We start from the raw sequence: 24,635 nt of genomic DNA, 5'->3' as shown, positions 1-24,635 counted from the left end.
TCGGAGATCACCATGTGGACCACTCAGTACGGCGATGTGACGGACGCCCCCGCCTCTGCGGTCTGGTCGGCGCTGCGCGACCTGCACAGCGGAACGCCGCTCGGCCCGGCGAGCGACCGCTTCGAGCTGCACGGCCCCTTCGCCGTCGGGACGGCCATCACCGTGACGCCGCAGGGGCAGGACGCCATGACCTCCGAGATCGTGGAGCTCGTGCCCGAGCGCGTCTACGCGGACCGCACCGCGTTCGGCGGGCTGACCCTCACCTTCCGGCACACGATCGCGCCCCAGGCGAACGGCCGGACGGCGGTCACGCACACCCTCGAGATCGACGGCGATGGCGCCGACGCGGTCGGCCCGGAGCTCGGCCCGCAGATCGCCGGCGACTTCCCCGTGGCGATGGCCGAGCTGCTCCACGCGGCCGAGACCCGCACGGCGGCCCGTGCCTGACGGCGGCCTCGGCAGCCGGTTCCCCGTCGCCGCGCAGAGCCCCGGCCTCCTGCTCTGGCGGGTCACCAACCGCTGGCAGGCAGCGATGCGCGCAGCACTCGCCCCGCACGAGCTGACGCACGTGCAGTACGTGCTGCTCGCCTCGCTCACCTGGCTGAGCCATCGGGAGCCCGAGCGGCTGGTGACGCAGGCCGACCTGGCCGGCTTCGCCGCGACGGATCCGATGATGACCTCGCAGGTCGTCCGCACGCTCGAACGTGCGGGGCTGGTGGAGCGGCTGCCGCATCCCACCGACGGGCGTGCGCGCGTGCTCCGCCCGACGGCGGAGGGTGTCGCGGCGGCACGCGGAGCGACGGCGGACGTCGAAGCGGCCGACGCGGCGTTCTTCGCCCCGGTCGATGCGGCCGCGTTCGCTAGCCGGCTGGCCGCCCTCGCGACGCCGCCCCAGCCGGACTGACCGCCGCACGCATCCGTGGGTCGCAACACGCCGTTATGGCCGCGCCACAACGGCGTGTTGCGGCCCACAGAGGTACGGAATCAGGCGCGGGCGGGCAGCTCTCGCGCGATGGTGTCCGCCAGCTCGCTCGGCGGGGTGGCGACGTCGAGGCGCATCCCCGTCTCGTCGTCCTGCAGCGGCTGGAGGGTCGCGAGCTGCGAGTCGAGCAGCGACACGGGCATGAAGTGGCCGGGCCGGGCGGCCATCCGCGACGCGAGCAGCTCGCGGGAGCCGTCGAGCTCCGCGAACACCGCACCGGGCGCCTCCGACCGGATCAGGTCGCGGTACGCCCGCTTGAGCGCCGAGCACGCCACGACGACGCCCTCCGGCTCAGCTGTCTCCAGCACCCGGCCGACCTCGCGCAGCCACGGGATGCGGTCGTCGTCGGTCAGCGGCACGCCCGAGGCCATCTTGGCGACGTTCGCGGGCGGGTGCAGCGCGTCGCCGTCGACGAAGGGCACCCCGAGGCGAGCCGCGAGCAGCTCCCCCACGGTGCTCTTGCCCGAACCGGACACCCCCATCACCACCACCTGCACACGCTCCACGTGCGCTCCTTCCGTGCGTCCCCGGTCACCAGTCGTGCATCGAGCCGTCGAGCAGACGGTTCACCGGCAAGTATGCCGCCTGATACGGGAAGGATTCCGCGAGCACCTCGTCGTAGTCGACCCCGAGCCCCGGCTCCTCGCCCGGCACGAGCAGGCCGTCCTCGAACCGGTAGCCGGGCCGGAAAAGCTCGTCGGTCTCCGGACTGTGCTTCATGTACTCCTGGATGCCGAAGTTCGGGATGGCGACGCCGAGGTGGATGGCCGCGGCCAGTCCGACGGGCGAGACGTCGGTCGGTCCGTGCACGCCCGACTTGATCTGGTACACCGCCGCGTAGTCGAAGATACGGCGGAGGCCGGTGATGCCTCCCGCGTGCGTGACGGGGCTGCGCACATAGTCGATCAGCTGCTCCTCGAACAGTTCCCGGTAGTCCCAGATCGTGTTGAAGACCTCGCCGATCGCGAGCGGCGTCGTGGTGTGCTCGCGCACGCGCCGCAGCACGGCCTGGTTCTCGGCGGGGGTCACATCCTCGAGCCAGAACAGGTCGTACGGCTCCAGCGACTTGCCGAGCTTCGCGGCCTGGATGGGCGTGAGCCGGTGGTGCGCGTCGTGCAGCAGCGGCAGCTCGGGTCCGAACTCGTTCCGCACCGCCTCGAAGACGCCCGGGATGTGGCGCAGATACGCGCGGGTGTCCCACTGCTCCTCGACGGGGACGGCGCTGCGCCGGGCCGGTTCGTGGTCGTACCGCGCGGTGCTGCCGCCCGCGTGGGGGTCCGCTCCGGCGATCGCGTTCGGCGAGGACGCGACGCCGTAGACGGATCCGAGGCCGGGCACCCCGGTCTGGATGCGGATGGCGCGGTAGCCCTGCTCCAGGTGGGCGCGCACCGAGTCGAACAGCTCCGGCAGCTCCGCGCCGGACGCGTGACCGTAGGTGAGGCATCCCTTCCGGCTGCGGCCGCCGAGCAGCTGGTAGAGCGGCAGCCCGGCGACCTTGGCTTTGATGTCCCACAGCGCGGTGTCGACCGCGGCGATCGACGCCATCGTCACCGGGCCGCGCCGCCAGTACGCGCCGCGGTACAGGTACTGCCAGGTGTCCTCGATCTGGTGCGCGTCACGTCCGATCAGCAGCGGGACGACGTGCTCGCTCAGGTAGGCGGCGACGGCGAGCTCGCGGCCGTTGAGGGTGGCGTCGCCGAGCCCGACCACGCCGTCGTCGGTCGTGATGCGGAGCGTGACGAAGTTGCGGCCGGGGCTGGCGACGAGGACGTCGACGGAGGTGATTCTCATGCGGGGGCTCCTTGCAGGGATGCGATGCGGTCGGCGATGAGGCCGACCAGGTCGGTGCGTTCGGTGAGGTCGGGGGCGAGGGCGTCGAGGACGAGGACGGCACGGTCGGCGTCGGTCCGTGCCTCGCGGAGTCGCGGGGCCAGGTCGGCGGCTCCCGCGTCGCGCAGGTCGCCGGCCTCCTGGACGAGGTGCAAGGCCCACGCCGCGAGCACGCCCGTCTGCGCAGTGCCGGGCGGGCGTCCGGCCGTGAGCCGGGCGCGCAGCGGATCGACGATGCGCGGCCCGAGCTTCTGCGAGCCGTCCGCCCCGATCTGGGCGACCCGGTGCTCGATGCGTCCGTTGGCGAACCGGTCGCGCAGGGCGGCGAGCGCCTCGTCCACGACGGCGTCGTCGAACGGGAGCTCGGTGCGCTGCTCCGACCAGAGCAGCTCCAGCTCGTCGCGGAGCGCGGGGTCGCCGACGGCTTCTGCGACGGTCGCGCGACCGCGCAGCAGCCCCTGGTACGCCAGCAGGGAGTGCCCGGCGTTGAGCAGCCACAGCTTGCGGCGCTCGAACGGCTCGATATCGGCGACGAACCGGGCTCCCCCGGCCTCCCAGTCCGGCCGTCCGGCGGGGAACGCGCCGGCGAGCACCCACTCCGTGAACGGCTCGGTGACGACGGGCGCCGCGTCGTCCCAGCCGGTGAGCCGGCGGACCTCCGCCCGGTCGGCATCGGTGGTGGCCGGGGTGATCCGGTCCACCATGGTCGAGACGAAGGACACCTCGGCGCGGATCCAGTCCGAGAGCTCCGCATCGGGCGCGGCGAGCGCGAGCACGGAATCCCGGAGCACCTCGCCGTTGCGCGCGAGGTTGTCGCAGCTGACGACCGCGATGCCGCCCGCGCCGGCCGCCGAGCGCGCGGCGAGGCCGTCGAGCACCCGGGCCGGAGCGCCGGAGCCCGGCCGGTACCCGGCTTCGGTGACGGTCAGCGTCAGCACCGCGACGTCGGGGTCGGCGATGGTCGCCCGCCACGCGTCGCGGTCGGCGCCGTCGTGGACGCGACTGAGCGCATCCACCGGCCGGGCCGCGTCGCCGTCCGCCCCGCGCTCGACGAGTGTGTAGACCGCGTCCTGGGCGGCCAGCACGCGGGCCGCCTCGGGGCTGCGCCCGGTGAAGGCCGCGATGCCCCAGGAGCCGCCCGCGTCGTCGGCGGCCTGCGTGTACCAGGCCTGGTGGGCGCGGTGGAAGGCGCCCAGGCCGAGGTGGGCGACCCGGACGGGGTGACGCGCGGACCGCGGCGGCGGCGTCACGCGGCCGCCGTCGGCCGGGTGCGCGCGTCGACGGCGCGCAGGTAGGCGAGGTCGTCGCGGGTGCGCTCCGCGAGCGGAACCGCGGTCGAGAAGTCCTCGCACGTGACCCAGCCGTCGTACCCGAAGGCGTGAAGCGCCCGGAAGTACGCATCCACGTCGCCGGTGCCGGTGCGGAGCGGCGCCCACTCGTGGTGCCAGCGGACGGTGCCGTCGGTGTCCGGCTCCCCCGGCACCCACGCGGCGTTCTTCACGTGCACGTGCGCCAGGTACGGGCCGAGCAGCTGGAGCGATGCCAGCGTCTCCTCGCGCCCCTCGATGACGAGGTTGCCGAGGTCGTGGATGACGCCGACGTGTTCCGGTTCGAGCCCGTCGAGCAGACGGAACGCTGCGGAGGCGGACGGCGTGATGGTCTCATGGTGGAGCTCGACCAGCGCCTTCACGCCGTGGTGCGCGGCGCGCTCGGCGGCCCACTCGATGTCGCGACGGGCGGCGGCGAACAGGGCGCGGTAGTCCCCGGAATCGGTCCGCGGCATGGTGACGCGCACCTGGCGGGCGCCGAGTCGCGCGGTCGCGGCGAGCATCCGCTCGACGTCGTCGTGCTGGTCGCAGCGGGCGTAGCCGCCGATGCCCGAGAATTCGAGTCCCGACTCGCGCGTGATCCGGGCGATGTCGTCCAGCCGCTCCTCGAGCCCGGTCAGCGGCCAGGTCGCGCGGTTGCCGGCCCAGAATCCCGGCTCGTCGGCCTCCTGCTGGTCGGTGATCCGCCACTCGATGCCGTCCCAGCCCTGCTCGGCGAGGTACTGCGCGGCCTCTTCGGGCGTCCACTCAGGGGTGGATGCGGTGAAGACGGAGAACCTCATGCCGGCACCCCCGTCGTGACCACGACATCGTCGAGCTCGCCCGCGAGCACCTCGTCGAAGCGGACCGGCCGGCCGAGGGTGGCGGACAGGTAGACGGCGCGGACGACGCAGAGAGACTCGAACGCGTCCTCCACCCGGACGCCCGGCGCACGCCGGCCGTCGATGGCGTCGACGATGTCGTCGTACTGCCGCAGGTGCCCGATGACGAAGGCGTCCGGCCCGCGGTCGCCGCCGCGCAACTCGGCCGCGGGAACGACATCGGCGGCGCGCTCGGCGGTGTCGCCGTCGGCGAAGAACGTCTCCAGCTGGTCGTCGTGCACGATCGCCGAGCCGCGGTCGCCGTGCACCTGGATACGCACGGCGAGCCCGGGGAACGCCGCGGTGGTCGCATGCAGCACGGCGAGCGCGCCGGACTCGAAGCGGATGGTCGCGACCGCGATGTCCTCCACCTCGACCCGCTCGTGGGCGAGCAGGGCGGTGTGCGCCGTGATCTCGACCGGGCGGCCGAGGAACCAGACCAGCAGATCGACGGTGTGGACGCCCTGGTTCATGAGCGCGCCTCCGCCGTCGAGCTCCCAGGTGCCGCGCCACTGCCCGGAGTCGTAGTACTCCTGGCTGCGCCACCAGGCCACCGACGCGACGCCGCTCGTGACCCGGCCGAACCGGCCCGTGTGCGCGGCCTCCGCGACGGCCCGGGAGGCCGGGTCGAAGCGGTGCTGGCTGATCACGGAGATGACGAGACCGTCGCGCTCGGCGGCGCGGGAGAGCTCGAGGATCTCGCGGGCCCGCCCCATCTCGGTGTCGAGGGGCTTCTCGATGACGACATGCGTGCCGGCGGCGATCGCCTCGCGCGCCACCGCGACATGCAGCCCGCTCGGCGTGCAGATCACGACCACGTCGATCGGGGCGGCGGCGAGCGCCGCGGTCAGCGTCGAGAACTCGGCCGGGCGGTCGGCGCCGGACTCGGCGACGATCGTGTCGGCGAGCGTGCGCGCGGCCGCGGGCACCGCATCCACCAGCGCGGTGATCGCGAGGCGCGGATGACGCAGGATCGCGCGGGCGTGGTTGAGGCCGATGATGCCGCAGCCGACGATGGCGACGCGCAACGGCGACGCGGGTGCGGTGGTGGCGGGGTCTGTCATACGAGGGTCACTCCGATCCGGTCGGTGAGAAGGCGGAACGCGCGTCCGGCCCGCCCGAAGGCCGCCGGCCCGGAGAAGCCGCCGAGCGCGTTCACGTCGGTGAGGTGGGGTTCGAGGGAGGCGAAGCCGGTGTAGCCGTCGTCACGCAGGGCGGTCAGGGTCTCGAGTACCTGGCCGTCGCCCTCCCCGGCCGGGGTGACCTCGCCGGTGGCGGACAGCGCGTCCTTCACCTGCAGGTACTCCAGGTGCGGGCGCAGCAGCGCGTACCCGTCGTCGAAGGGATGCGCGACACCGACCTGCACGAAGTTCGCGCTGTCCCAGGCCAGACGGAGGGACGGGGAGCCGACGGTCTCGACGATGTCGAGGCAGCGCTCCGGAGTGTCGCCGTAGATGTCCTTCTCGTTCTCGTGCAGCAGGATCACGCCGGCCGCCTCGGCGAGGTCGGCAAGAGCGCGCATCCGCACCATCACGTCGTCGCGGATGCTCTCCACCGCGACGCCGTCCGCGCGGAAGAAGGAGAACAGCCGGATGTGACGCGCGCCCAGCCGTTCGGCCGCGGCGATCGCGCGGCCGAGTCGCTCCACTTCGTGCTCCACCGGCAGCGCCACATCCACCTTGCCGACCGGCGAGGCGATGGCCGAGACGCCCATCCCGCGCTCCTCGAACACAGCGGAGAGCCGGTCGAGCTGCCCCGCGTCGAGGTCGACGATGTTGACGCCCCACGCACTCCGCACCTCGATGAAGCCGGCGCCGAGCGCTTGCAGCACGGCCGTCTGCACGACGGGGTCCGCGTCGATCTCGTCGCCGAACCCCGAGAGTGTCCAGCTCACGGGTGTCGCCATTCCTCCACTGTTCACGTCACTCACTGGTTACTTCACTCCTCCGGATGTCAATCCGCCCACCAGGTACCGCTGGAAGACGAGGTACAGCACCACCACCGGCAGTGCGCAGATCAGGGATGCGGCCATCATCTGGCCGTACAGCGGCACGGCGCCGCCCTCCTGCGTCGCGCCGAACACCTGCAGGGCCACCGCGGCCGTGCGCGTCTCGGGATTCGTCAGCACCGAGGCGAACAGCACGTCGTTCCAGCCGAGCAGGAAGGCGAAGATGCCCGAGACGACGATGCCCGGCCAGCTGAGCGGGACGACGATGCCCGTGAGGATGCGCCACGACGACGCGCCGTCGATCCTGGCCGCCTCCTCCAGCGCCTTCGGCAGGCCGCGCAGGTAGGTCACCATCACCCAGGTCGAGAACGGCAGAGCGAACGTGAGGTAGGTGATGAACACCGCCCAGCGCGTCCCGATGATCTGCACGCCGAGCAGCGACGCGGTGGACGAGAACAGCACGAACACGGGCAGCAGCATCAGCGTGCCCGGGATCGACTGCAGCCCGAGCAGCGCCCGCAGGAACGACAGCCGCCCGCGGAATTCGTACCGCACGAGCACGTACGCCGTGGCCACCGCGAGGAACGCGCACACGACCGCCACCGCGCCGCAGATGAGCACGCTGTTGGCGAGCCCGGTGCCGAGGTCGACGGTCGTCCACACCTTCAGGTAGTTGTCGAGGTGCAGCTCCGTCGGGAGGAACGCGCCCGACGCGACGGACACATCCGAGTTGACGGAGGCGAACAGCATGTACAGCACAGGGCCGAGCACGATCACGAGCAGCACGGTGATGATCGTGACGATGAGCCAGCGCGGGAGCAGCCGGTGGACGTCGGCGCTGGAGGTGACGGCCGTCATCGCTGCGCCTCCTCTCCGGAGTCGAGCCGCACGGCCCGCAGGTAGACGAACAGCGGGATGGCGATCAGCACGAGCGAGCAGATCGCCATTGCCGCGCTCAACCCGAACCGGAAGCTCTGGAAGCTGGTCGTGTAGGTGAGCACCGGCAGCACGTCGACGTCCTGCGGCGCCGGAATGCCGAACAGCACGAACGGCAGCGTGAAGGCGTTGATGTTGTGCAGGAACGCGATGATCAGCGCCAGCAGGATGGATCCCCGCAGGTACGGCAGGATCACGTAGCGGAGCTTGATCCACCAGGTCGCGCCGTCGATCGCCGCGGCCTCATGCACCTCCGGGTCGACGCTCTGGAGGCCCGCGACGACCAGCAGGTAGAAGAAGGGCCACGACGTCCACAGCTGCACGATGATCAGCGACCAGTAGCTCAACGGGCCGTTCAGCCAGAGCCCGGGATGCACGCCGACCGCGCCGAGCATGCTGTCCACCACGCCGCCCGGCTGCAGCATCGTCCGCCACAGCGTGCCGACGACGAATGCGGGGAGCACGTACGGAATGAGGAACAGCGAGCGCACCAGCGCGCGGCCGCGGAAGCGGTTCTGCGTGGCGAGCGCCGCCGAGAGCCCGATCGGGAGCGTGACGACCGCGGCGATGACCGCGAACGAGACGCTGATCCCGATCGAGCGGAGCAGCGGCGACGCGGTGACGGCCTCGACGTAGTTGCCGAACCCGAGGAACGGCGCCTGGAGCCAGCTCTGCAGCGTGTACTGGTCGAGGTCGAGCGTCGACATGACGACGGCCACGATCAGCGGGACGACGATGATGACGAGCATCAGGATGCCGCCGGGGAGCAGCATCCAGAGCGGTCGGTTGCGTCGTTCGAGGCCGCGGCGGCGCGGGGCCCGGGGTGTGCGGTCGCCCGCGCCGCCGTTCCGGCTCGACCGGCCGGAGCGGCCGCCCGCGGGAGCGCGTCCCGCGGGCGAGCCGTCGGCCGGCGCCGGGCCCTGCGGCGCGGCGATGGTGGGATTCGACATCGGTCCGGCTACTTCGCCTTGCTCAGCGCGGCCTGCGCGGTCGCCTGCGCGGCCTTCAGCCGGGCCTGCAGGTCGGACGACGAGACGCCTCCGGACGACAGGGCCGGGATGGACTGCACCACCACGTTCACGAGCGCCAGCTGGGTGTCGCCCCAGGCGCCGGAGAACGGCGTGCCGTAGGCCTTCGTCCCGGCGTCGAGGATCGGGCCGAGGAGCTCGTTGCCGTCCTCGATCTTCTTGGCCGCGGCGGCGTTCGTCGGCAGGTCGCCGAACGTCTTCGTGTACGCCACCTGGTTCTCCTCGCTGGTCAGCATCTTGATCAGCGCGAACGCGAGGTCCTGGTTCTTCGAGTACTTGGCGACGACCATGTTGTCGCCCGAGATGATCGTGGCCGCGGCCTTGCCGTCACCGGGCAGCTTCGAGGCGCCCGGCGGGACGGTCGGCATGACGGCGTAGGCGTACTTGCCGGCCACACCCGACTTGTCGAGGGAGACCTGGGACGACGAGGAGACCATCGGCAGGAACGCGGCTTTGCCCGAGGCGAAGGCGGCGACGGCCTGCGCGTTCTTCCATCCGATCGCGGCCGGGTCGACCACCTTGTCCTCGGTCAGCCAGCCGAAGTACGTCTGGTACGCCTTCTTCACGGCGGCGTCGTCGATGGTCGCCTTCTTCGTCTTCAGGTCGAGGATGGTGTTGCCCTGCTGCATCGACATCGCCCAGACGAACTTCCACGGGTCGAAGCTGTCAGCGTAGGCGACGGCGATGCCGTGCACGTCGCCGCTGGTCAGCTTCTTCGCCTGCTCGGCCAAACCGTCCCAGGTGTCCGCGGGCTTGTCGATGCCCGCGGCCTTCAGCAGATCCTTGTTGTACGCCATCACGAACGGGCGGCTGAGGAAGGGGATGCCGACCTCGTCGGACTCGCTCGGGCCGGAGATGCCGAGAGTCGCCGGCACGAAGCGGTCGCGGCCCCCGATCTTCTCCCAGTCATCCTTCGTGAGCTTCACGAACGCGCCGGTCGAGTAGGCGGTCGGGGTGAACGTGGTGCCCAGGTCGTAGATGTCCGGGCCCTGACCGCTCAGCACCGAGGTCTGGATCTTGGTGAGCTCGTCGTTCGCCGACGCGAACGTCTCGAACTTGACGGTCGCCCCGGTCTCCTTCTGGAACTGGGCGGAGACGTCGGAGAACCATTTCTGCTGCTCCGTCGGATAGAGCGTGTTGGCGGCGATCATGACGTCCAGGGTCTTCCCCGTTCCGTCGATCTTCCCGCCCGCGGAGGACGAGGACGTGGAGCCGGAGCCGGAGCATCCGGTGAGGGCGAGCGTTGCGGCCGCGAGGGCCGCCACCGCGCCGAGCGCAAGACGTGATCTCATTCGTGACTCTCCTTTGAGCAGGGATCGTGTGACCTCGACCCGGTGGGCCGGGCAGGTTGGCTGCGACTCTAGAAGCGCGGCAAATCGGACTGCAAGCGATTGCCACAATTTGCCATCGTGTGCTCTGATATCCGCATGAGCCCTCTCACCGGTGCGGGGAACGACCGCCCCGCGACCCTGGCGGACGTGGCTGCGCTCAGCGGAGTCGCCACCTCCACGGTCTCGCGCGCGCTCTCCAACCCGGGCCGCGTGAACGCCCTCACCCGGGAGCGGATCGAGCGCGCCGCCCGGGAGCTCAACTACGTGCCGAACTCGCAGGCGCGGGCGCTGACGAGCGGACGGACCCGCGCCATCGCCGTGCTCGTCTCGGACGTGACGAACCCGTTCTACTTCGGCATCATCCGGGGCACCCAGCACCAGCTGAAGGCCGCCGGCTACACGCAGCTCCTGGTCGACACCGAGGAGTCGGACGAGCTGGAGGACGGCACACTGCACAAGCTCCGGCGCTCGTTCGACGGCGCCATCCTCGCCGCCTCCCGTCTCACCGACCGGCGGCTCACCGCCCTCGCCAAGGAGATCCCGCTCGTCGCCGTGAACCGGCAGACGCGCGGTGTGCCGAGCGTGTTCATCGACACGCCCAGCGCGATCGAGCAGGCCGTCGGTCACCTCGTCTCCCTCGGCCATCGCCGGATCGCGTACGCCGCCGGCCCGGCGACATCCTGGCCCAACGAAGGTCGCTGGCGGGCGCTCGTCCGTGCCGCCGAGCACTACGGGGTCGAGGCGGTCCGTGTCGGCCCGTTCGCGCCGCGGCAGTACGCCGGAGCCGCCGCGGCCGACGCCGTCCTCCACGCGGGCGTCACCGCCTGCATCGCCTTCAACGACCTGCTGGCGATCGGGATGCTTCCGCGCTTCCGCGAGCGCGGCGTCCGCATCCCCGAAGACCTCAGCATCGTCGGCTGCGACGACATCTTCGGCGCCGACTTCTGCAACCCGCCGCTGACGACCCTCACCGCGCCGATCGAGCAGGCGGGGCGCACTGCTGTCGCCATGCTGCTGTCCCGGCTCGACGGCGGTCCCTCTCCTGTCACGCGGCAGGCCGTCACCCTCCCGACGCACCTGACCGTCCGCGACTCCACCGGACCGGCACCCCGGAACGCACCGACCACGAACGGAGCATCGACCGCATGACCGCCCTCGCGCCCCATCCCGACCGCCTGTTCCCCGCCGACCCCGGTGTGCGCGACCTCGCCCGGCGTCTGCACGCGGAGGTGGCCACGGCGCCGATCCTCTCGCCGCACGGACACGTGGATGCGCGCATGCTGGCCGACGACGAGCCCTTTCCCGATCCGGCAGCCCTCCTCATCACGCCAGACCACTACGTGACGCGGATGCTGCACGCGGTCGGCGTGCCACTCGACGACCTCGGGCTCGCGCGCGACGGCCGTCCGTCGACGGCCGATGGACGCTCGATCTGGCGGCGGCTCTGCGAGCACTGGGACGTCTTCCTCGGCACGCCCGTACGGCTCTGGTTCGAGACGGAGTTCAGCGAGGTCTTCGGCCTCACCGAGCAGCCGTCCGCCGCGACCGCCGACGCGCTGTACGACCAGCTGAGCGCGACGCTCGCCGACCCCGCGTTCCGGCCCAGGGCGCTGTTCGAGCGCTTCAACATCGAAGTCCTCGCGACCACCGACGACCCCGCCGACGACCTGGCAGCGCACGCCCGGCTCGCCGCCGACCCGACGTTCGGCGGCCGCGTCATCCCCACCTTCCGCGCCGACCGCTACATGCACCCCGACGAAGCAGGATGGGCCGGTCGGCTGGAGCGCCTGGCCGCCGTCGCCGACGTCGACACCGCCACGTACCCCGGACTGCTGGAGGCGCTGCGGCGCCGTCGCCAGGCGTTCATCGAGGCGGGCGGCACGGCCACCGACACCGGCGTGATCGACGCGGGGAGCGATCCCCTCGACGAGGCCGAGGCGTCGCGCATCCACCGGGCCGCCCTCGACGGCACGCTCACCGCGGGGGAAGCCGTCGCCTACCGCCGCAACCTGCTCTACCGGCTCGCGGAGCTCTCAGCCGAGGACGGGCTGGTGATGCAGCTGCACCCGGGCGTCCACCGCAACCACCACCGGCCCACGTTCGACGCCTACGGCCCGGACACCGGTCACGACCTGCCCGCCGTCGGGTCGTTCACGCAGCCGCTCACGCCCATCCTGCGCGACTTCGGGACGCATCCCGTCTTCCGGCTCGTGCTGTTCACGGTCGACGAGACGACCTTCTCGCGCGAGATCGGGCCGCTGGCGGGGTTCTACCCGTCCGTGTACGCGGGCGCTCCATGGTGGTTCATCGACACCCCGGACGCCATCCTCCGCTACCGCCGGGCGGTCACCGACAGCGCCGGGTTCACCAAGACCAGCGGGTTCATCGACGACACGCGTGCCTTCTGCTCCATCCCGGCACGGCACGACATGTCGCGTCGAGTGGATGCGTCCTATCTCGCCGGCCTCGTCGCGGAGCACCGGCTCGGCGAAGAGGACGCGTTCGTCCTCGCCCGGCGGCTCGTCGACGACATCCCGCGCACCACGTTCCGACTCGGCTGACCGGGCATCGCGCTACGCTGGTGGGAGTGCTCGAATCTTGCCACCAGCGGGAGAGCTGACCCCCGACTACATCCCCGTCGTGGCGGACGGCCTCCGTCCGTCGCGGCTACACGAAGGAGCAATACGTGTCACAGGAAGCAACCGCGAACATCGGCGTCGTCGGCTTGGCGGTGATGGGGTCGAACCTGGCCCGCAACCTCGCCTCGCGCGAGGGCAACACCGTCGCCGTCTACAACCGCACCTACACGCGGACGGAAGACCTGATGAACGCGCACCCCGAGGCCGGCTTCGTCGGCTCGGAGGAGATCGACGACTTCGTCGCGTCGCTGTCGAAGCCGCGCACCGCGATCATCATGGTGCAGGCCGGTAAGGGCACCGACGCCGTGATCGACCAGCTGGTGGAGCGGTTCGAGCCGGGCGACATCATCGTCGACGGCGGCAACGCCAACTTCCACGACACCATCGAGCGCGAGAAGCGCATCGCGCCGACGGGCATCCACTTCGTCGGCGCCGGCATCTCCGGCGGCGAGGAAGGTGCACTGAACGGCCCGTCGATCATGCCGGGCGGCTCGGTGGAGTCGTACAAGACGCTCGGACCCATCCTCGAGTCCATCGCCGCGGTCGCCGAGGGCGAGCCGTGCGTGACCCACGTCGGAACCGACGGCGCCGGCCACTTCGTCAAGATGATCCACAACGGCATCGAGTACGCCGACATGCAGCTCATCGCCGAGGCGTACGACCTGCTGCGCACGATCGGCGGGCTGGAGCCTGCGGAGATCGCGGACGTGTTCGCCGAGTGGAACAACGGCTACCTCGAGTCGTACCTGATCGAGATCACCGCCGAGGTGCTGCGCCAGGTGGATGCGGAGACCGGCAAGCCGTTCATCGACATCGTGCTCGACCAGGCCGGCTCCAAGGGCACCGGGGTCTGGACCGTGCAGAACGCGCTCGACCTGGGCGTCCCGGTCGGCGGCATCGCGGAGGCCGTGTTCGCCCGCGCCGTGTCGTCGAAGCCGGCGCAGCGCGCGGCCGTGCAGGCGACCATCCAGTCGCGGCCCGACGTGCAGAAGGCGTCCGACGTGGCCGCGTTCGCCGACGACGTCTCGAAGGCGCTGTACGCCTCGAAGGTCGTCGCCTACGCGCAGGGCTTCGACGCGATCATCGCCGGCGCCGAGAAGTACGGCTGGGACATCCACAAGGACAAGATCGCCAAGATCTGGCGCGGCGGCTGCATCATCCGCGCCCAGTTCCTCAACCGCATCGCCGACGCCTACGACGAGAACCCGAACATCGCGACGCTGCTCGAGGCGCCGTACTTCGCCGACGCCGTCCGCGAGGGCGAGGCCGCCTGGCGTCGCATCGTCGCCACCGCCGCGCTCTCGGGCGTCCCGGTCCCCGGTTTCGGCTCGGCGCTGTCGTACTACGACTCGCTCGCCTCGAAGCGCCTCCCCGCCGCCCTCGTGCAGGGCCAGCGTGACTTCTTCGGCGCGCACACCTACAAGCGCGTCGACAAGGACGGCGTCTTCCACACCCTCTGGTCCGGCGACCGCACCGAAATCGAGACCGAGCCCTCCACCCACTGACCGTCTCGGGCCTCCGCCCCCCGTCGAGTCCGCAAAAATTGCACGCTGATCGCGCGATCGGCGTGCAATTTTTGTGTACTCGACGGCGGTGGCGAGGGAGGATGGGAGGGTGACGTACGACGACCATCCGGAGCTCGCGGAGTACGAGCCGCTCGGGGAGCGACCGCTCCGCGGGCGGACGATGACGGTCGCCAGCCGGGTCTTCGTCGTCGTCGCGCTGAGCGCGCTGCTGCTGCCCGGCATCCTGCTGACGATCAGCATCCAGACGCAGACCGCCGACTACACCTGCTCCGTGTACGCGCAGCACTACCAGCCCGAGGCGCAGGGCTCGTCCGCGCGCTTCGAACTCGCCGGGCCGGTCGGGCCGGGATGGCAGTGCTACGCGCTCAACACCGAGGGCGACGCGACGTGGGTCGCGCCGCTGGGCCTCATCCCGTCGACGCCGCACCGGCTTCCGTAGGCGTCACGAACGGAGGCGTTCCCGGCTGCGGGCAACCGCCACATCCTCCGTTCGTGGCGGCACGCCGGGGCCGGCACGCGCATCTCCTCCGTTCGCGCGAGCGGAGGCGGTGAGGAAAAGGGAGGTGGAAGCGGCAGCAGCCATCCCGAAAGGCGCAGAACGGAGGGTGACTCGGCGCGGCACGGCGGAATGTCCTCCGTCCGCGTAGCGCCGCTGGGCCTCATCCCGTCGACGCCGCACCGGCTTCCGTGATGAGCGTGCGCACCGTCGCGAGCACCCACGTCGAGTAGCGCTCGACGCTCCATCCGCTTTCGCCGACGAGCTGCTGGTGGCCTTCGGGCGACATGACGAACGAGAGGGCGTCGGCGAGCTCACGGCGCCCGGCCGGAGGGAGGGCCGCGATGGAGGCGATCCCGCGCTCTCCCAGGAGACCCACCATCGCCAGGTAGTCGGCATGGCGGCGCCCGAGCAGTTCCGTGTACGCGGCGCGAACCGCCTCATCGTCGCGGGACGCGGCGGTGAACGTCGCCCAGAGGCCCGCCGTCCGCGCGTTGGCCGCGGCGATGAACGGAACGAGCCGGTCGAGCATCTCCTGCGGATCGTCGAGGGCGGCGATCGCCGCGATCTCGGGCCGCTCGGTGAGCGACGCCTCCCCCGCCTCCCCGCCGAAGCTCAGCTCGAAAGCGGCGAGCAGCAGCGCCCGCTTCGGCCCGTGCACCTTGACGCTCTCCACCGAGACGCCGGCGGCCGTCGCGATGTCCGCGAGCGAGGCGCTCGCATAGCCGCGTGCGGAGAACACCTCGGCGGCGGCCTCCAGGATGCGGCGCCGCGTCTGCTGCGCATGCTCCTGCCGGAGGGTCGAACGGTACGGGCGCGTGCCGGCCACTATTGACTACCTTTCGGGTGTAGTGAATACTGTTGACGTTTATTCGACTCTACCCGAAACGAGGACCCGGACCATGAACGCCCGCCCGCTCGACATCCTTCTCTGCAGCACGCCCGTGCACGGACACGTCACGCCCCTTCTCGCCGTCAGCCGCGCCCTGGTCGACCGCGGCCACCGCGTCCACTTCCTCACCGGCGAGCGGTACCTCGAGCGTGCCGCCGCGACCGGCGCGTCGGTGCTCCGGCTGCCGGCCGAGGCCGACTACGACGACACCGACATCGACGCCGCCTTCCCCGGCCGCGTCGGGCTCACCGGCCCGGCCGGGATCCGGTGGGACATGACCGAGATCTTCCTGCGCCCGGCGCGGACGCAACTGGGGGCGATGGATGCGGTCATCCGCGAGCTGGACATCGACGTCGTGCTCGCCGAGAGCCTCTTCCTCGGAGCCGCCCTCCTCGCCGCCCGCCCGCCCGCGGACCGCCCGGCACTGCTCAACCTCGGCATCGTCCCGCTCGGGGTCAAGAGCCGCGACACCGCGCCGTTCGGGCTCGGTGTTCCGCCGCGACCTGGTGCCCTCGGCCGTGTCCGCAACGCCGCTCTGACGGCGATCGCCGAGAAGATCGTGTTCGCTCCGGTCCAGCGGGCCGCACAGCGCATCGGGCAGGAGGCTGGCACCGGCCTGAACGGCTTCGTGCTCGACTGGCCGTCCCACGCCGACGGCGTCGTGCAGTTCACCGTCCCCGAGTTCGAGTACCCGCGCGCAGACGTCCGCGTACCCATCCACTTCGTCGGGCCCGTCTCCCGCACGCAACCCTCCGACACCCCGCTGCCGGCATGGTGGGGCGATCTGGACGACGGCCGCCCGGTCGTCCACGTCACCCAGGGGACGGTGGCCAACCGCGACCTGAACGACCTCATCCTGCCCACCATCCACGCGCTCGCGGACCAGGACGTGTGGGTGGTGGCGAGCACCGGAGGACGCCCCGTGGCCGAACTGGGCGTCGACCTGCCGCGCAACGCACGCGTCGCGTCCTACCTGCCCTACGACCGGCTGCTCCCGCGGACGGCGGTGTACGTCACGAACGGTGGATACGGCGGCATCCACTACGCCATGGAGAACGGCGTCCCCGTGGTCGTCGCGGGCACCACGGAGGATAAGACCGAGGTCTCCGCGCGGGTGGCCTGGTCGGGTGTCGGGGTGAAGCTGCCGACCAACCGCCCGGAACCCGCGGCGATCGCACGGGCTGTGCGGACCGTGCTCGACGACCCCGCCTACGCGGAGCGCAGCGCGGCGATCGGCCGGGCCATCCGCGCATCCTCGGGGCTGGACGGCCTGGAGCGCGCGGTGGTCGACACCGTCCGCGAAGCGGCTGCTACGCGGCCCCGTCGAACATCGACGTCACCGAACCGTCGGTGAAGACCTCGCGGATCGCGTTGGCCAGCAGCGGCGCGATCGGCAGGACCGTGAGGCCCTCCCAGCGCTTGTGCTCCGGCAACGGGAGGGTGTCGGTCACGACGACCGAGTCGATCGCGTCGCTCTGCAGCAGCTCCACGGCCGGGTCGCTGAACACGGCGTGCGTCGCAGCGACAACGACGCCGGTCGCTCCGGCCTCCTTGAGCGCCTCGGCGGCCTTCACGATGGTGCGGCCGGTGTCGATCAGGTCGTCGACGAGCAGGCAGACGCGGCCGTTGACGTCGCCGACGATCTCGTGCACCGAGACCTGGTTCGGGACGAGCGGGTCGCGCCGCTTGTGGATGATCGCGAGCGGTGCGCCGAGCTTGTCGCTCCAGATGTCGGCGACACGGACGCGGCCCATGTCGGGCGACACGACAGTCAGCGTCGAGGGGTCGAGCTCGCGGCGCATGTGCTCGAGCAGCACCGGCATGGCGAAGAGGTGGTCGACCGGGCCGTCGAAGAAGCCCTGGATCTGCGCGGCGTGCAGGTCGACGGACATGATGCGGTCGGCACCGGCAGCCTTGAACAGGTCGGCGACCAACCGGGCGGAGATCGGCTCGCGACCACGGCCCTTCTTGTCCTGACGGGCGTACGGGTAGAACGGGGCGACGACGGTGATGCGCTTCGCCGAGGCGCGCTTCAGCGCATCCACCATGATGAGCTGCTCCATGAGCCACTCGTTGATCGGCGAGGTGTGCGACTGGATGACGAACGCATCCGAGCCGCGGACGCTCTCGTCGAAGCGCGCGTAGATCTCGCCGTTGGCGAAGGTGCGCGCGTCGGTCGGGATGAGCTCGCTGCCGAGGCATTCGGCGATCTCCTGGGCGAGCTGAGGATGCGCGCGACCGGAGATGAGGACGAGTCTTTTCTGGCCGGTCGCGGTGATCCCTGACACTTACGCTCCGCTCTCTTCCGACGCGTCGCTTTCGCGAGCCGCTCTGTCGGCGTCCGTGCCCGGCCGCTTCTCGGCGACCCAGCCTTCGATATTGCGTTGAGGAGCGACGGTGATGGCGAGGGCTCCGGCGGGGACGTCCTTGCGGACGACCGTGCCCGCACCCGTGTACGCTCCGTCACCCATCCTAACCGGCGCGACGAGCACGGTGTTCGTGCTGATCCGGACATGGGAGCCGATGACCGTGCGGTGCTTGTTCACCCCGTCGTAGTTCGCGGTGATGACGCCGGCGCCGAGGTTGCCCTTCTCCCCCACCTCGGCGTCGCCGACGTAGTTGAAGTGCGCGAGCTTGGTGCCCTCGCCGATGACCGCGTTCTTCGTCTCGGTGAATGTGCCGATCTTGCCGCGGGCGCCGAGCACGGTGCCGGGACGGAGGTACGCGAACGGGCCGACCGTCGCGCCCGCGCCGATCACGGCGAGCGTCGCGTCCGTGCGGGTGACGGTCGCGCCTTCGCCGACCTCGGTGTCGGTCAGCGTCGTGTCCGGTCCGACGGTCGCACCGGTCTCGATGACGGTGGCGCCGCGGAGCTGCGTGCCCGGGAGCACGGTGACGTCGGGGGCGAGCTTCGCCTTGACGTCGATCCACGTCGTCGCGGGGTCCTGCACGGTCACACCGGCGAGCTGCCAGGTGCGGACGATCAGCGCGTTCAGCTTCGCCGCCGCGTCGCTCAGCTGGGCGCGGTCGTTGATGCCCTCGACCAGCCACGACTCGGCGACGGGGAGCGCATCCACGTCGAAGCCGGCCTCGCGGAGCAGCCCGATCACGTCGGTCAGGTACTTCTCGCCCTGGGCGTTGTCGGTGGAGACCAACGCCAGCCTGTCGCGGAGGGCGGCGAGGCCGAACAGGTAGATGCCGGCGTTGATCTCGCCGATCGCCCGCTCCTCCTCGCTCGCGTCCTTGTGCTCGACGATGCGGTCGAGGTGGCCCTGCGGGGTGCGCACGATGCGGCCGTATCCGGTCGCGTCGGCCGGGAACGACGAGAGGATGGTCGCGGCCGCCTCACCCGCACGGTGCCGCTCGATGAGCTCGCGGAGGGTGCCGGCGTCGAGCAGCGGGACGTCGCCGTTCACGACCAGCACATCCCCGGAGAAGTCGGCCGGGAGGGCCTCGACGGCCAGCTCGACCGCGCGGCCGGTGCCTGGCACCTCGTCCTGGTCGACGATGACGGCTTCGGGAAGGTCGGCCTCGATCACCTCGGCGAGACGGTCGCGTTCGTGACGCACGACGGCGACGACGTGCGCGGCGTCGAGCTCGCGCGCAGTGGCCAGCACGTGGGACACGATCGGGATGCCGCCCAGCGGGTGCAGCAGCTTCGGGGTGGCGGACTTCATCCGCGTGCCCTGCCCCGCCGCGAGAACGACGATGGCGAGATTCTGGTCGGTCAATGTCCCTCCAGGGGGTCGGGCTGTCGGTCGCTCCGCCTCCAGGACTCGAACCTGGACCTCACAGCTCCAAAGGCTGTCGTGCTGCCATTACACCAAGGCGGAACGCGCGTTTCGCGCAGATGACAGTCTGCCAGACGTGTCCCGACCGAACCCCCAATAGCATGGGGGGATGGCCGACGCACGAGACGAGGTGGACCGCATCGTGGACGCCTGGCTGCGCGAGCGTCCGGACCTCGACTTCGCCCCGCTCCAGGTGCTCTCGCGGGTCGACCGGCTCTCCCGCCACCTCGACCGCGCGCGCCGCGGGGCGTTCGAGCGCTCCGACCTCGACTCGTGGGAGTTCGACGTGCTGGCGGCCCTCCGCCGCGCGGGAGCGCCGTACCAGCTGAGCCCCAAGTCGCTGCTGCAGCAGACGCTCGTCTCGTCCGGCACCATGACGAACCGCATCGACCGCCTGGTCGCGCGCGGGCTCGTCGAGCGCCGCACCGACCCGAACGACGGCCGCGGCATCCTCGTCCAGATGACCGCGCAGGGTCTCACCCGGGTGGATGCGGCCATCACCCGCCTGGTGGATGCCGAGGCCGAGCTGCTCGACGGCCTCTCGCCCGCCGACGCCGAGCGTCTGGCCGGGCTCCTGCGCAAGCTGAGCCTCGGGTTCGACACCGAAGGGTGACGCGGCTCGGCGCCGCGCCACCCGCCACGCTCAGAGCGCGGTGACGACGACCCGGGTGATGTTCGGGTCCTTCAGGGCCTCGTAGCCCTGCTCGATCTCGTCCAGCGCGATCTCCTTCGACAGCAGCGCGTCGAGCTCGAACCGCCCCTCCAGGTAGAGCTTCGCGTAGAGCGGGATGTCGCGCTTGGCCGTGGTCGAGCCCATGTAGACGCCCTGGATGCGGCGCTGCGAGCCGATCAGGCCGACTTGGTGCACGGCGATCTCGGAGGTCGGGTCGATGACGCCGATGAGGTACAGCCCGCCGCCTGGCGCGACCATCTGGAGACCCTGCTCGGCGACCTGCTTGATGCCGACGAAGTCGAAGACGGCATCGGCGCCCCGCCCGGTGATCTCCAGGACAGCGGCCACCGGGTCGCCGCTGGACGAGTTGACGACATGGGTGGCACCGAAGCTGCGCGCCTTCTCGAGCTTGTCGTCGGCGATGTCGACCGCGATGATCGTTGCCGCACCCGCGACGAGGGCGCCGTTGATCGCGTTGAGGCCGACCCCTCCCGCGCCGATGACGACGACGGAGTCGCCCGCCTGCACGTCGGCGGTGTTGATGACCGCGCCCGCCCCCGTCACGACCCCGCAGCCGAGCAGAGCCGCCTGGGCGAAGGGGATCTCGTCTGGCACCTTCACCAGCTGGTTCTCGTGGATGAGCGCCTGCTGGGCGAAACCGGCGAGGCCGAACGCCTGGAACACCGGGGCGCCGTTCTCGGTGAGGCGGGCGGGCTCGCCTTCGGTGCGGAGCGTCTTCTCGGGATGGAGGCACTGGTACACCCGGCCGGAGAGGCACTTCTCGCACGCGCCGCAGTACTGCACGAGACAGCCCACGACGTGGTCGCCGACGGCCAGCTCGGTCACGTCGGGACCGACGGCGGTGACGACCCCGGCGACCTCGTGGCCGAAGACGGCCGGCAGCGGATTGCCCATCTCGTAGCGCGACATGGTGAGGTCGGTGTGGCAGAGCCCGGACGCCTTGACGTCGAGCAGCACCTCCCGACCCAGCGGCGACGCGATCTCAAGCTCGGCGGTTTCGAAGCCGGCACCGATCTCGCGCACGACGACTGCTTTCATGAGTGATTCCTTTCGGGTGGGATGTCGCCGGCGTCTCCGGCGGCGCGGTGCCCGGCGTGCATCCACACGGGCATCAAGTGGAGGAGGTGCTCGGCGAGCTGCTCGGCGTCGGCGTCGATCTCGCCGAGCACCCACGAGACCAGGAGCCCGGTGGCGGCGTTGGCGATGTACGTGGCAGCGAGGTCGGGGTCGAGCCCGGGCGGCAGCATCCCGGTGTCCAGGATGTGCGATCGGATGGCGCCCGCCATGACCCAGGCGACACGCGCCTGCACGCCTCGGCCGGCCGGGAGGCGATACACGGCGGCATAGAGGGAGCGGTGGTCGGCGTAGTGCTCGACCAGACGCCGCTGCGACGCGCGCATGGACTCCGTCGGATCGCCCTCCTGGTCGGTGCGCGCGGAGGCCGCGATCGCTTCGAAAGCGGACTCCTGAATACGCAGCGCGAGTTCGTCGATGTCGGCGAAGTGCGTGTAGAACGTCGCCCGGCTCACGCCGGACTCAGCCACGATCGCGCTGACGGTCACCTCGGCCGGTTGCACGGAGAGCCGCTCGACGGCGTCGAAGAGCTTCTGCCGTGTGCGCTGGACGCGCGGGTCAGCCGAGTCGCGAAGTCCGCCGCGCACGCCGGCGAGGGCGGGTTCGGACGGCGTCGTCCTCTCGGAGAGGGTCACGGCCTCACTCTACGCCTCTTCTAGACAGTCGTCCAGAAAGTCTGCGTCGTGCGAAGAGTGAGGACCGCGAACAGGAAATGACTTCACGGCCGCCGCATGATCCGCTCCCAGGATGCTGTTATCCCGCTCTCATAAACTCGGGCGCGATGAGACTCTCCCGACTGAAGCGACTCCCCTCTCGGGTCAAGCGCGCCGCGCGCTATGAGATCCACGCGCACTGGCGCCGCCAGCCGATCGTGCAGGGCTCCGTCTTCTACGAGTCGTTCTCGGGCAACGGGATGCTCGACAACCCCGAGGCGATCTTCCGCGAGCTGCTCGCGAGCCCCGATCTCGGCCACCTGACCCACATCTGGGCTCTGTCGGATCTGACGCAGTACCGCGCCGCGGTCGAGGAGTTCGCCGGCGACGACCGCGTCAGCTTCGTCCGCTACGGCTCCGCCGCCTACTACCGCGCGCTCGCCACCAGCCAGTACCTCGTCAACAACGCGACCTTCCCGCCGGACTTCTCGAAGCGTCCCGGCCAGGTCTACCTCAACACCTGGCACGGCACGCCTTTGAAGCGGATGGGCTACGACATCGAGGACGGCGCCCTCGCCACCGCGAACATCATCCGCAACTTCGTGCAGGCCGACTACCTGCTCTCGGCGAACCCGTTCATGTCGGAGCAGATGTACGAGACCGGCTACAAGCTGACCGGGATCTACAGCGGCACCCTCGTCGAGGAGGGGTACCCGCGCATCGACCGGCAGTTCCTCGACGGCGCAGGGCGCGAGACGGTGCGGCAGCGGCTCATCGCCGCCGGGATCCCGCTCGGCGACCGGAAGATCGTGCTCTACGCGCCGACCTGGAAAGGGCAGACGTTCGGCCGTCCGGAGGACGACCTGGACGCCCTTCTCGCCCACATCGCGCAGATCGAGGAGCGCATCGACACCAGCCGGTACGCGGTGCTGCTGAAGACGCACCAGACCGTGCACTCCCTGGCCGCGCACCGGCCGGAGCTGAAGCGGATGCTCGTCCCCAACGAGATCCCGACCAACCTGGTGCTCGGCGCCACGGACATCCTCATCTCCGACTATTCCAGCATCTTCTTCGACTTCCTGCAGACGGGCCGGCCGATCGTGTTCTTCACGCCCGATCTCGCCGACTACGCGGGCACCCGCGGGCTCTACTTCGAGCCCGAGGAGTGGCCGGGCCCTGTGCTGCTGTCGGCCCGCGAGGTCGGCGACGAGCTGCATGCCATCGCCGAGGCGGGCGACACCGTCCCGGTCGAGTCGCAGGAGCGCTACCTGGACATGCAGCGGCGGTTCACCCCCTATGAGGACGGCGAGGCGTCGCGCCGGGTCGTCGACATCGTGTTCCGTGGTGTGCGCGACGGGTACCGCCTGCGCACCGACCTCGCGGACGACGGGCGGCAGAAGATCCTGCTGTACCTCGGCGGGATGCGCCCCAACGGCATCACGACCTCCGCGCTGAACCTGCTCAACAACCTCGACCACGACCGCTACGACGTCTCCGCGTTCTTCGCCCAGAGCCGATCGCAGGTGGTCATCGGGAAGCAGCGGCAGATCCATCCATCGGTCCGGCAGTTCCCGCGCGTCGGCGGGATGAACGGCACCAAGCTGCTGCATGTCGCCCGGCACCTCGACTTCCGGCGCGGCCGCATCGCCCAGCATGCCGACATCCCGGCCCAGAACCGCCTGTGGGACGACGAGTGGTACCGTTGCTTCGGCGAGAGCCGGTTCGACTACGTCGTCGACTTCTCCGGCTACGGGCCGTTCTGGGCGACGCTCCTGCTGCACTCCCCCGACGCCCAGCGCGCGATCTGGCTGCACAACGACCTGGCGTCGGACGCGCACCGCGAGGTCAACGGCGAGAAGCGGATGCTGCACAGCCTCACGCAGATCTTCACCCTGTACGGCCAGTACGACCACCTCGTCTCCGTCTCGCCCACGCTGTCCGAGATCAACCGCACGTCGCTCGCCGAGTACGCGGCGCCCGAGAAGTTCGTGTCGGCGCTGAACACGGTCGACGCCGAGCACATCCTCGAGAACGCGGGCGCCGACCTGCACGAGCTGACCTTCGACGAGGAGACCGGGAGCATCCCGGACTGGGCCGAGCTGCTGCTCGCCGACGACGACGTCACCACGTTCGTCAATGTCGGCCGCCTGTCGCCCGAGAAGAACCAGGCGCGGCTGATCCGCGCGTTCTCCGCGGTGCATGCGGACAACCCGCGGACACGGCTCGTCGTCGTCGGGTCCGGGCCTCTGGCGGGCGAGCTGGAGGGTCTGGTCGCCGAGCTGGGTCTCGAGGGTTCGGTGTTCCTGACCGGGATGCAGCGCAACCCGCACGCGATCATGGCGAAGGCCGACTGCTTCGTGCTCTCCAGCGACTACGAGGGGCAGCCGATGGTGCTGCTGGAGGCGTTGGTGCTGCAGCTGCCGATCGTGACGGTCGAGTTCGCCTCGGCCAAGAACGCCCTCCCCGCGGGCAGCGGCATGATCGTGCCGCAGACCGTGGACGGCGTGGCGGACGGGATGCGCGCCTTCCTTCGTGGAGACGTGCCGGACAGCCACTTCGACTACCACGCGTACAACCGCAAGGCGGTCGGCGAGTTCTACCGGGCGATCGGCGCGCCGGGCGCCTGA

Annotated in this window: 23 protein-coding genes and 1 tRNA gene; 9 read left to right on the top strand and 15 right to left on the bottom strand. The window is 70.8% G+C overall.

All coding sequences use genetic code 11. The features are described from left to right. The first annotated feature begins 12 nt into the window (after positions 1-12). Together BLR91_RS05205 and BLR91_RS05200 are read left to right on the top strand one after the other, a co-directional pair. A complete protein-coding gene (locus BLR91_RS05205; RefSeq protein WP_089876609.1) occupies positions 13-447 on the top strand; it encodes an SRPBCC family protein in 435 nt (144 codons plus the stop codon). After that, positions 440-904: a MarR family winged helix-turn-helix transcriptional regulator gene (locus BLR91_RS05200; RefSeq protein WP_089876612.1), complete on the top strand. Its 465-nt coding sequence runs from the start codon at positions 440-442 to the stop codon at positions 902-904. The genes BLR91_RS05205 and BLR91_RS05200 overlap by 8 nt, the downstream gene beginning before the upstream one ends. An 80-nt stretch (positions 905-984) precedes the next feature. Here the strand turns inward: BLR91_RS05200 and BLR91_RS05195 are convergent, their stop codons facing one another. The 9 genes from BLR91_RS05195 to BLR91_RS05155 are packed head-to-tail and all read right to left on the bottom strand — an operon-like array spanning position 985 to position 10,204. After that, positions 985-1,488: a gluconokinase gene (locus BLR91_RS05195; protein WP_089876614.1), complete on the bottom strand. Its 504-nt coding sequence runs from the start codon at positions 1,486-1,488 to the stop codon at positions 985-987. Positions 1,489-1,513: 25 nt separating this feature from the next. Beyond that, positions 1,514-2,773, bottom strand: a complete 1,260-nt coding sequence (manD, locus tag BLR91_RS05190; protein WP_089876616.1) for a D-mannonate dehydratase ManD — start codon at positions 2,771-2,773, stop codon at positions 1,514-1,516. Continuing rightward, the gene (locus BLR91_RS05185; protein WP_089876618.1) at positions 2,770-4,062 is read right to left on the bottom strand and encodes a mannitol dehydrogenase family protein; all 1,293 of its coding nucleotides are present in this window, start codon (positions 4,060-4,062) and stop codon (positions 2,770-2,772) included. The genes manD and BLR91_RS05185 overlap by 4 nt, the downstream gene beginning before the upstream one ends. Beyond that, complete coding sequence (locus BLR91_RS05180; protein WP_089876620.1) at positions 4,059-4,922, bottom strand: sugar phosphate isomerase/epimerase family protein; 864 nt, start codon at positions 4,920-4,922, stop codon at positions 4,059-4,061. Before BLR91_RS05180 ends, BLR91_RS05185 begins: the two co-directional genes overlap by 4 nt. After that, entirely contained in the window at positions 4,919-6,064 is a 1,146-nt protein-coding gene (locus BLR91_RS05175) for a Gfo/Idh/MocA family protein (RefSeq protein WP_089876622.1), read from the bottom strand. Before BLR91_RS05175 ends, BLR91_RS05180 begins: the two co-directional genes overlap by 4 nt. Further along, positions 6,061-6,906, bottom strand: coding sequence for a sugar phosphate isomerase/epimerase family protein (locus BLR91_RS05170; RefSeq protein ID WP_172823187.1), 846 nt, complete (start codon positions 6,904-6,906; stop codon positions 6,061-6,063). Before BLR91_RS05170 ends, BLR91_RS05175 begins: the two co-directional genes overlap by 4 nt. 27 nt (positions 6,907-6,933) lie before the next feature. Next, positions 6,934-7,806, bottom strand: coding sequence for a carbohydrate ABC transporter permease (locus tag BLR91_RS05165; RefSeq protein ID WP_089876624.1), 873 nt, complete (start codon positions 7,804-7,806; stop codon positions 6,934-6,936). Then, the gene (locus BLR91_RS05160) at positions 7,803-8,834 is read right to left on the bottom strand and encodes a carbohydrate ABC transporter permease (RefSeq protein WP_089876626.1); all 1,032 of its coding nucleotides are present in this window, start codon (positions 8,832-8,834) and stop codon (positions 7,803-7,805) included. Before BLR91_RS05160 ends, BLR91_RS05165 begins: the two co-directional genes overlap by 4 nt. Positions 8,835-8,842: 8 nt before the next feature. After that, positions 8,843-10,204: an ABC transporter substrate-binding protein gene (locus tag BLR91_RS05155; RefSeq protein ID WP_231918822.1), complete on the bottom strand. Its 1,362-nt coding sequence runs from the start codon at positions 10,202-10,204 to the stop codon at positions 8,843-8,845. 135 nt (positions 10,205-10,339) lie between these two features. Between BLR91_RS05155 and BLR91_RS05150 the strand changes: the two genes are divergently transcribed. The 4 genes from BLR91_RS05150 (at position 10,340) to BLR91_RS05135 (ending at position 14,847) form a co-directional block, all read left to right on the top strand. Then, entirely contained in the window at positions 10,340-11,392 is a 1,053-nt protein-coding gene (locus BLR91_RS05150) for a LacI family DNA-binding transcriptional regulator (protein ID WP_018191617.1), read from the top strand. After that, complete coding sequence (gene uxaC / locus BLR91_RS05145; RefSeq protein ID WP_089876628.1) at positions 11,389-12,804, top strand: glucuronate isomerase; 1,416 nt, start codon at positions 11,389-11,391, stop codon at positions 12,802-12,804. Before BLR91_RS05150 ends, uxaC begins: the two co-directional genes overlap by 4 nt. Before the next feature lie 125 nt (positions 12,805-12,929). Beyond that, a complete protein-coding gene (gndA, locus tag BLR91_RS05140; RefSeq protein WP_018191619.1) occupies positions 12,930-14,387 on the top strand; it encodes an NADP-dependent phosphogluconate dehydrogenase in 1,458 nt (485 codons plus the stop codon). A gap of 109 nt (positions 14,388-14,496) precedes the next feature. After that, positions 14,497-14,847, top strand: a complete 351-nt coding sequence (locus tag BLR91_RS05135; RefSeq protein WP_018191620.1) for a hypothetical protein — start codon at positions 14,497-14,499, stop codon at positions 14,845-14,847. A gap of 220 nt (positions 14,848-15,067) precedes the next feature. Here the strand turns inward: BLR91_RS05135 and BLR91_RS05130 are convergent, their stop codons facing one another. Beyond that, complete coding sequence (locus tag BLR91_RS05130) at positions 15,068-15,733, bottom strand: TetR/AcrR family transcriptional regulator (RefSeq protein ID WP_089876630.1); 666 nt, start codon at positions 15,731-15,733, stop codon at positions 15,068-15,070. A gap of 73 nt (positions 15,734-15,806) precedes the next feature. On the opposite strand from BLR91_RS05130, the gene BLR91_RS05125 reads away from it, so the two are divergent. Then, positions 15,807-17,150: a nucleotide disphospho-sugar-binding domain-containing protein gene (locus BLR91_RS05125; RefSeq protein ID WP_089876632.1), complete on the top strand. Its 1,344-nt coding sequence runs from the start codon at positions 15,807-15,809 to the stop codon at positions 17,148-17,150. Here the strand turns inward: BLR91_RS05125 and BLR91_RS05120 are convergent. The 3 genes from BLR91_RS05120 to BLR91_RS05110 all read right to left on the bottom strand — a co-directional run bounded on the left by BLR91_RS05120 (position 17,107) and on the right by BLR91_RS05110 (position 19,629). Continuing rightward, positions 17,107-18,084 carry a ribose-phosphate diphosphokinase gene (locus tag BLR91_RS05120; protein WP_018191623.1) on the bottom strand — a complete coding sequence of 326 codons (978 nt, stop codon included), beginning with the start codon at positions 18,082-18,084 and terminating at the stop codon, positions 17,107-17,109. The two genes, BLR91_RS05125 and BLR91_RS05120, sit on opposite strands and share 44 nt — an antisense overlap. Next, complete coding sequence (gene glmU / locus BLR91_RS05115) at positions 18,085-19,527, bottom strand: bifunctional UDP-N-acetylglucosamine diphosphorylase/glucosamine-1-phosphate N-acetyltransferase GlmU (protein WP_089876634.1); 1,443 nt, start codon at positions 19,525-19,527, stop codon at positions 18,085-18,087. 30 nt (positions 19,528-19,557) lie between these two features. Then, positions 19,558-19,629 (bottom strand) — tRNA-Gln (locus BLR91_RS05110). 67 nt (positions 19,630-19,696) lie between these two features. Here BLR91_RS05110 and BLR91_RS05105 point away from each other — a divergent pair. Beyond that, positions 19,697-20,200, top strand: a complete 504-nt coding sequence (locus tag BLR91_RS05105; RefSeq protein ID WP_018191625.1) for a MarR family winged helix-turn-helix transcriptional regulator — start codon at positions 19,697-19,699, stop codon at positions 20,198-20,200. 30 nt (positions 20,201-20,230) lie between these two features. Here BLR91_RS05105 and BLR91_RS05100 read toward each other — a convergent pair whose 3' ends face one another. Together BLR91_RS05100 and BLR91_RS05095 are read right to left on the bottom strand one after the other, a co-directional pair. Then, entirely contained in the window at positions 20,231-21,319 is a 1,089-nt protein-coding gene (locus tag BLR91_RS05100; RefSeq protein WP_089876636.1) for a zinc-binding dehydrogenase, read from the bottom strand. Beyond that, positions 21,316-21,990, bottom strand: a complete 675-nt coding sequence (locus BLR91_RS05095) for a TetR/AcrR family transcriptional regulator (protein ID WP_089876638.1) — start codon at positions 21,988-21,990, stop codon at positions 21,316-21,318. The genes BLR91_RS05100 and BLR91_RS05095 overlap by 4 nt, the downstream gene beginning before the upstream one ends. Positions 21,991-22,136: 146 nt before the next feature. On the opposite strand from BLR91_RS05095, the gene BLR91_RS05090 reads away from it, so the two are divergent. After that, the gene (locus BLR91_RS05090; RefSeq protein ID WP_089876639.1) at positions 22,137-24,635 is read left to right on the top strand and encodes a glycosyltransferase; all 2,499 of its coding nucleotides are present in this window, start codon (positions 22,137-22,139) and stop codon (positions 24,633-24,635) included.

Source organism: Leifsonia sp. 466MF (assembly GCF_900100265.1).
Classification (GTDB): domain Bacteria; phylum Actinomycetota; class Actinomycetes; order Actinomycetales; family Microbacteriaceae; genus Leifsonia.
The sequence above is the reverse complement of the archived record's forward strand: the minus strand, read 5'-3'. Positions and strand labels throughout refer to the sequence as shown.

What these genes read in the sequence shown, in the direction of transcription:
- BLR91_RS05205 (WP_089876609.1), top strand. Translation starts at nt 13, where the DNA reads ATGTGGACCACTCAGTACGGCGATGTGACGGACGCCCCCGCCTCTGCG.
- manD (WP_089876616.1), bottom strand. Translation starts at nt 2,773, where the DNA reads ATGAGAATCACCTCCGTCGACGTCCTCGTCGCCAGCCCCGGCCGCAAC.
- BLR91_RS05180 (WP_089876620.1), bottom strand. Translation starts at nt 4,922, where the DNA reads ATGAGGTTCTCCGTCTTCACCGCATCCACCCCTGAGTGGACGCCCGAA.
- BLR91_RS05175 (WP_089876622.1), bottom strand. Translation starts at nt 6,064, where the DNA reads ATGACAGACCCCGCCACCACCGCACCCGCGTCGCCGTTGCGCGTCGCC.
- BLR91_RS05170 (WP_172823187.1), bottom strand. Translation starts at nt 6,906, where the DNA reads ATGGCGACACCCGTGAGCTGGACACTCTCGGGGTTCGGCGACGAGATC.
- BLR91_RS05165 (WP_089876624.1), bottom strand. Translation starts at nt 7,806, where the DNA reads ATGACGGCCGTCACCTCCAGCGCCGACGTCCACCGGCTGCTCCCGCGC.
- BLR91_RS05160 (WP_089876626.1), bottom strand. Translation starts at nt 8,834, where the DNA reads ATGTCGAATCCCACCATCGCCGCGCCGCAGGGCCCGGCGCCGGCCGAC.
- BLR91_RS05155 (WP_231918822.1), bottom strand. Translation starts at nt 10,204, where the DNA reads ATGAGATCACGTCTTGCGCTCGGCGCGGTGGCGGCCCTCGCGGCCGCA.
- BLR91_RS05150 (WP_018191617.1), top strand. Translation starts at nt 10,340, where the DNA reads ATGAGCCCTCTCACCGGTGCGGGGAACGACCGCCCCGCGACCCTGGCG.
- uxaC (WP_089876628.1), top strand. Translation starts at nt 11,389, where the DNA reads ATGACCGCCCTCGCGCCCCATCCCGACCGCCTGTTCCCCGCCGACCCC.
- BLR91_RS05125 (WP_089876632.1), top strand. Translation starts at nt 15,807, where the DNA reads ATGAACGCCCGCCCGCTCGACATCCTTCTCTGCAGCACGCCCGTGCAC.
- BLR91_RS05105 (WP_018191625.1), top strand. Translation starts at nt 19,697, where the DNA reads ATGGCCGACGCACGAGACGAGGTGGACCGCATCGTGGACGCCTGGCTG.
- BLR91_RS05100 (WP_089876636.1), bottom strand. Translation starts at nt 21,319, where the DNA reads ATGAAAGCAGTCGTCGTGCGCGAGATCGGTGCCGGCTTCGAAACCGCC.
- BLR91_RS05090 (WP_089876639.1), top strand. Translation starts at nt 22,137, where the DNA reads ATGAGACTCTCCCGACTGAAGCGACTCCCCTCTCGGGTCAAGCGCGCC.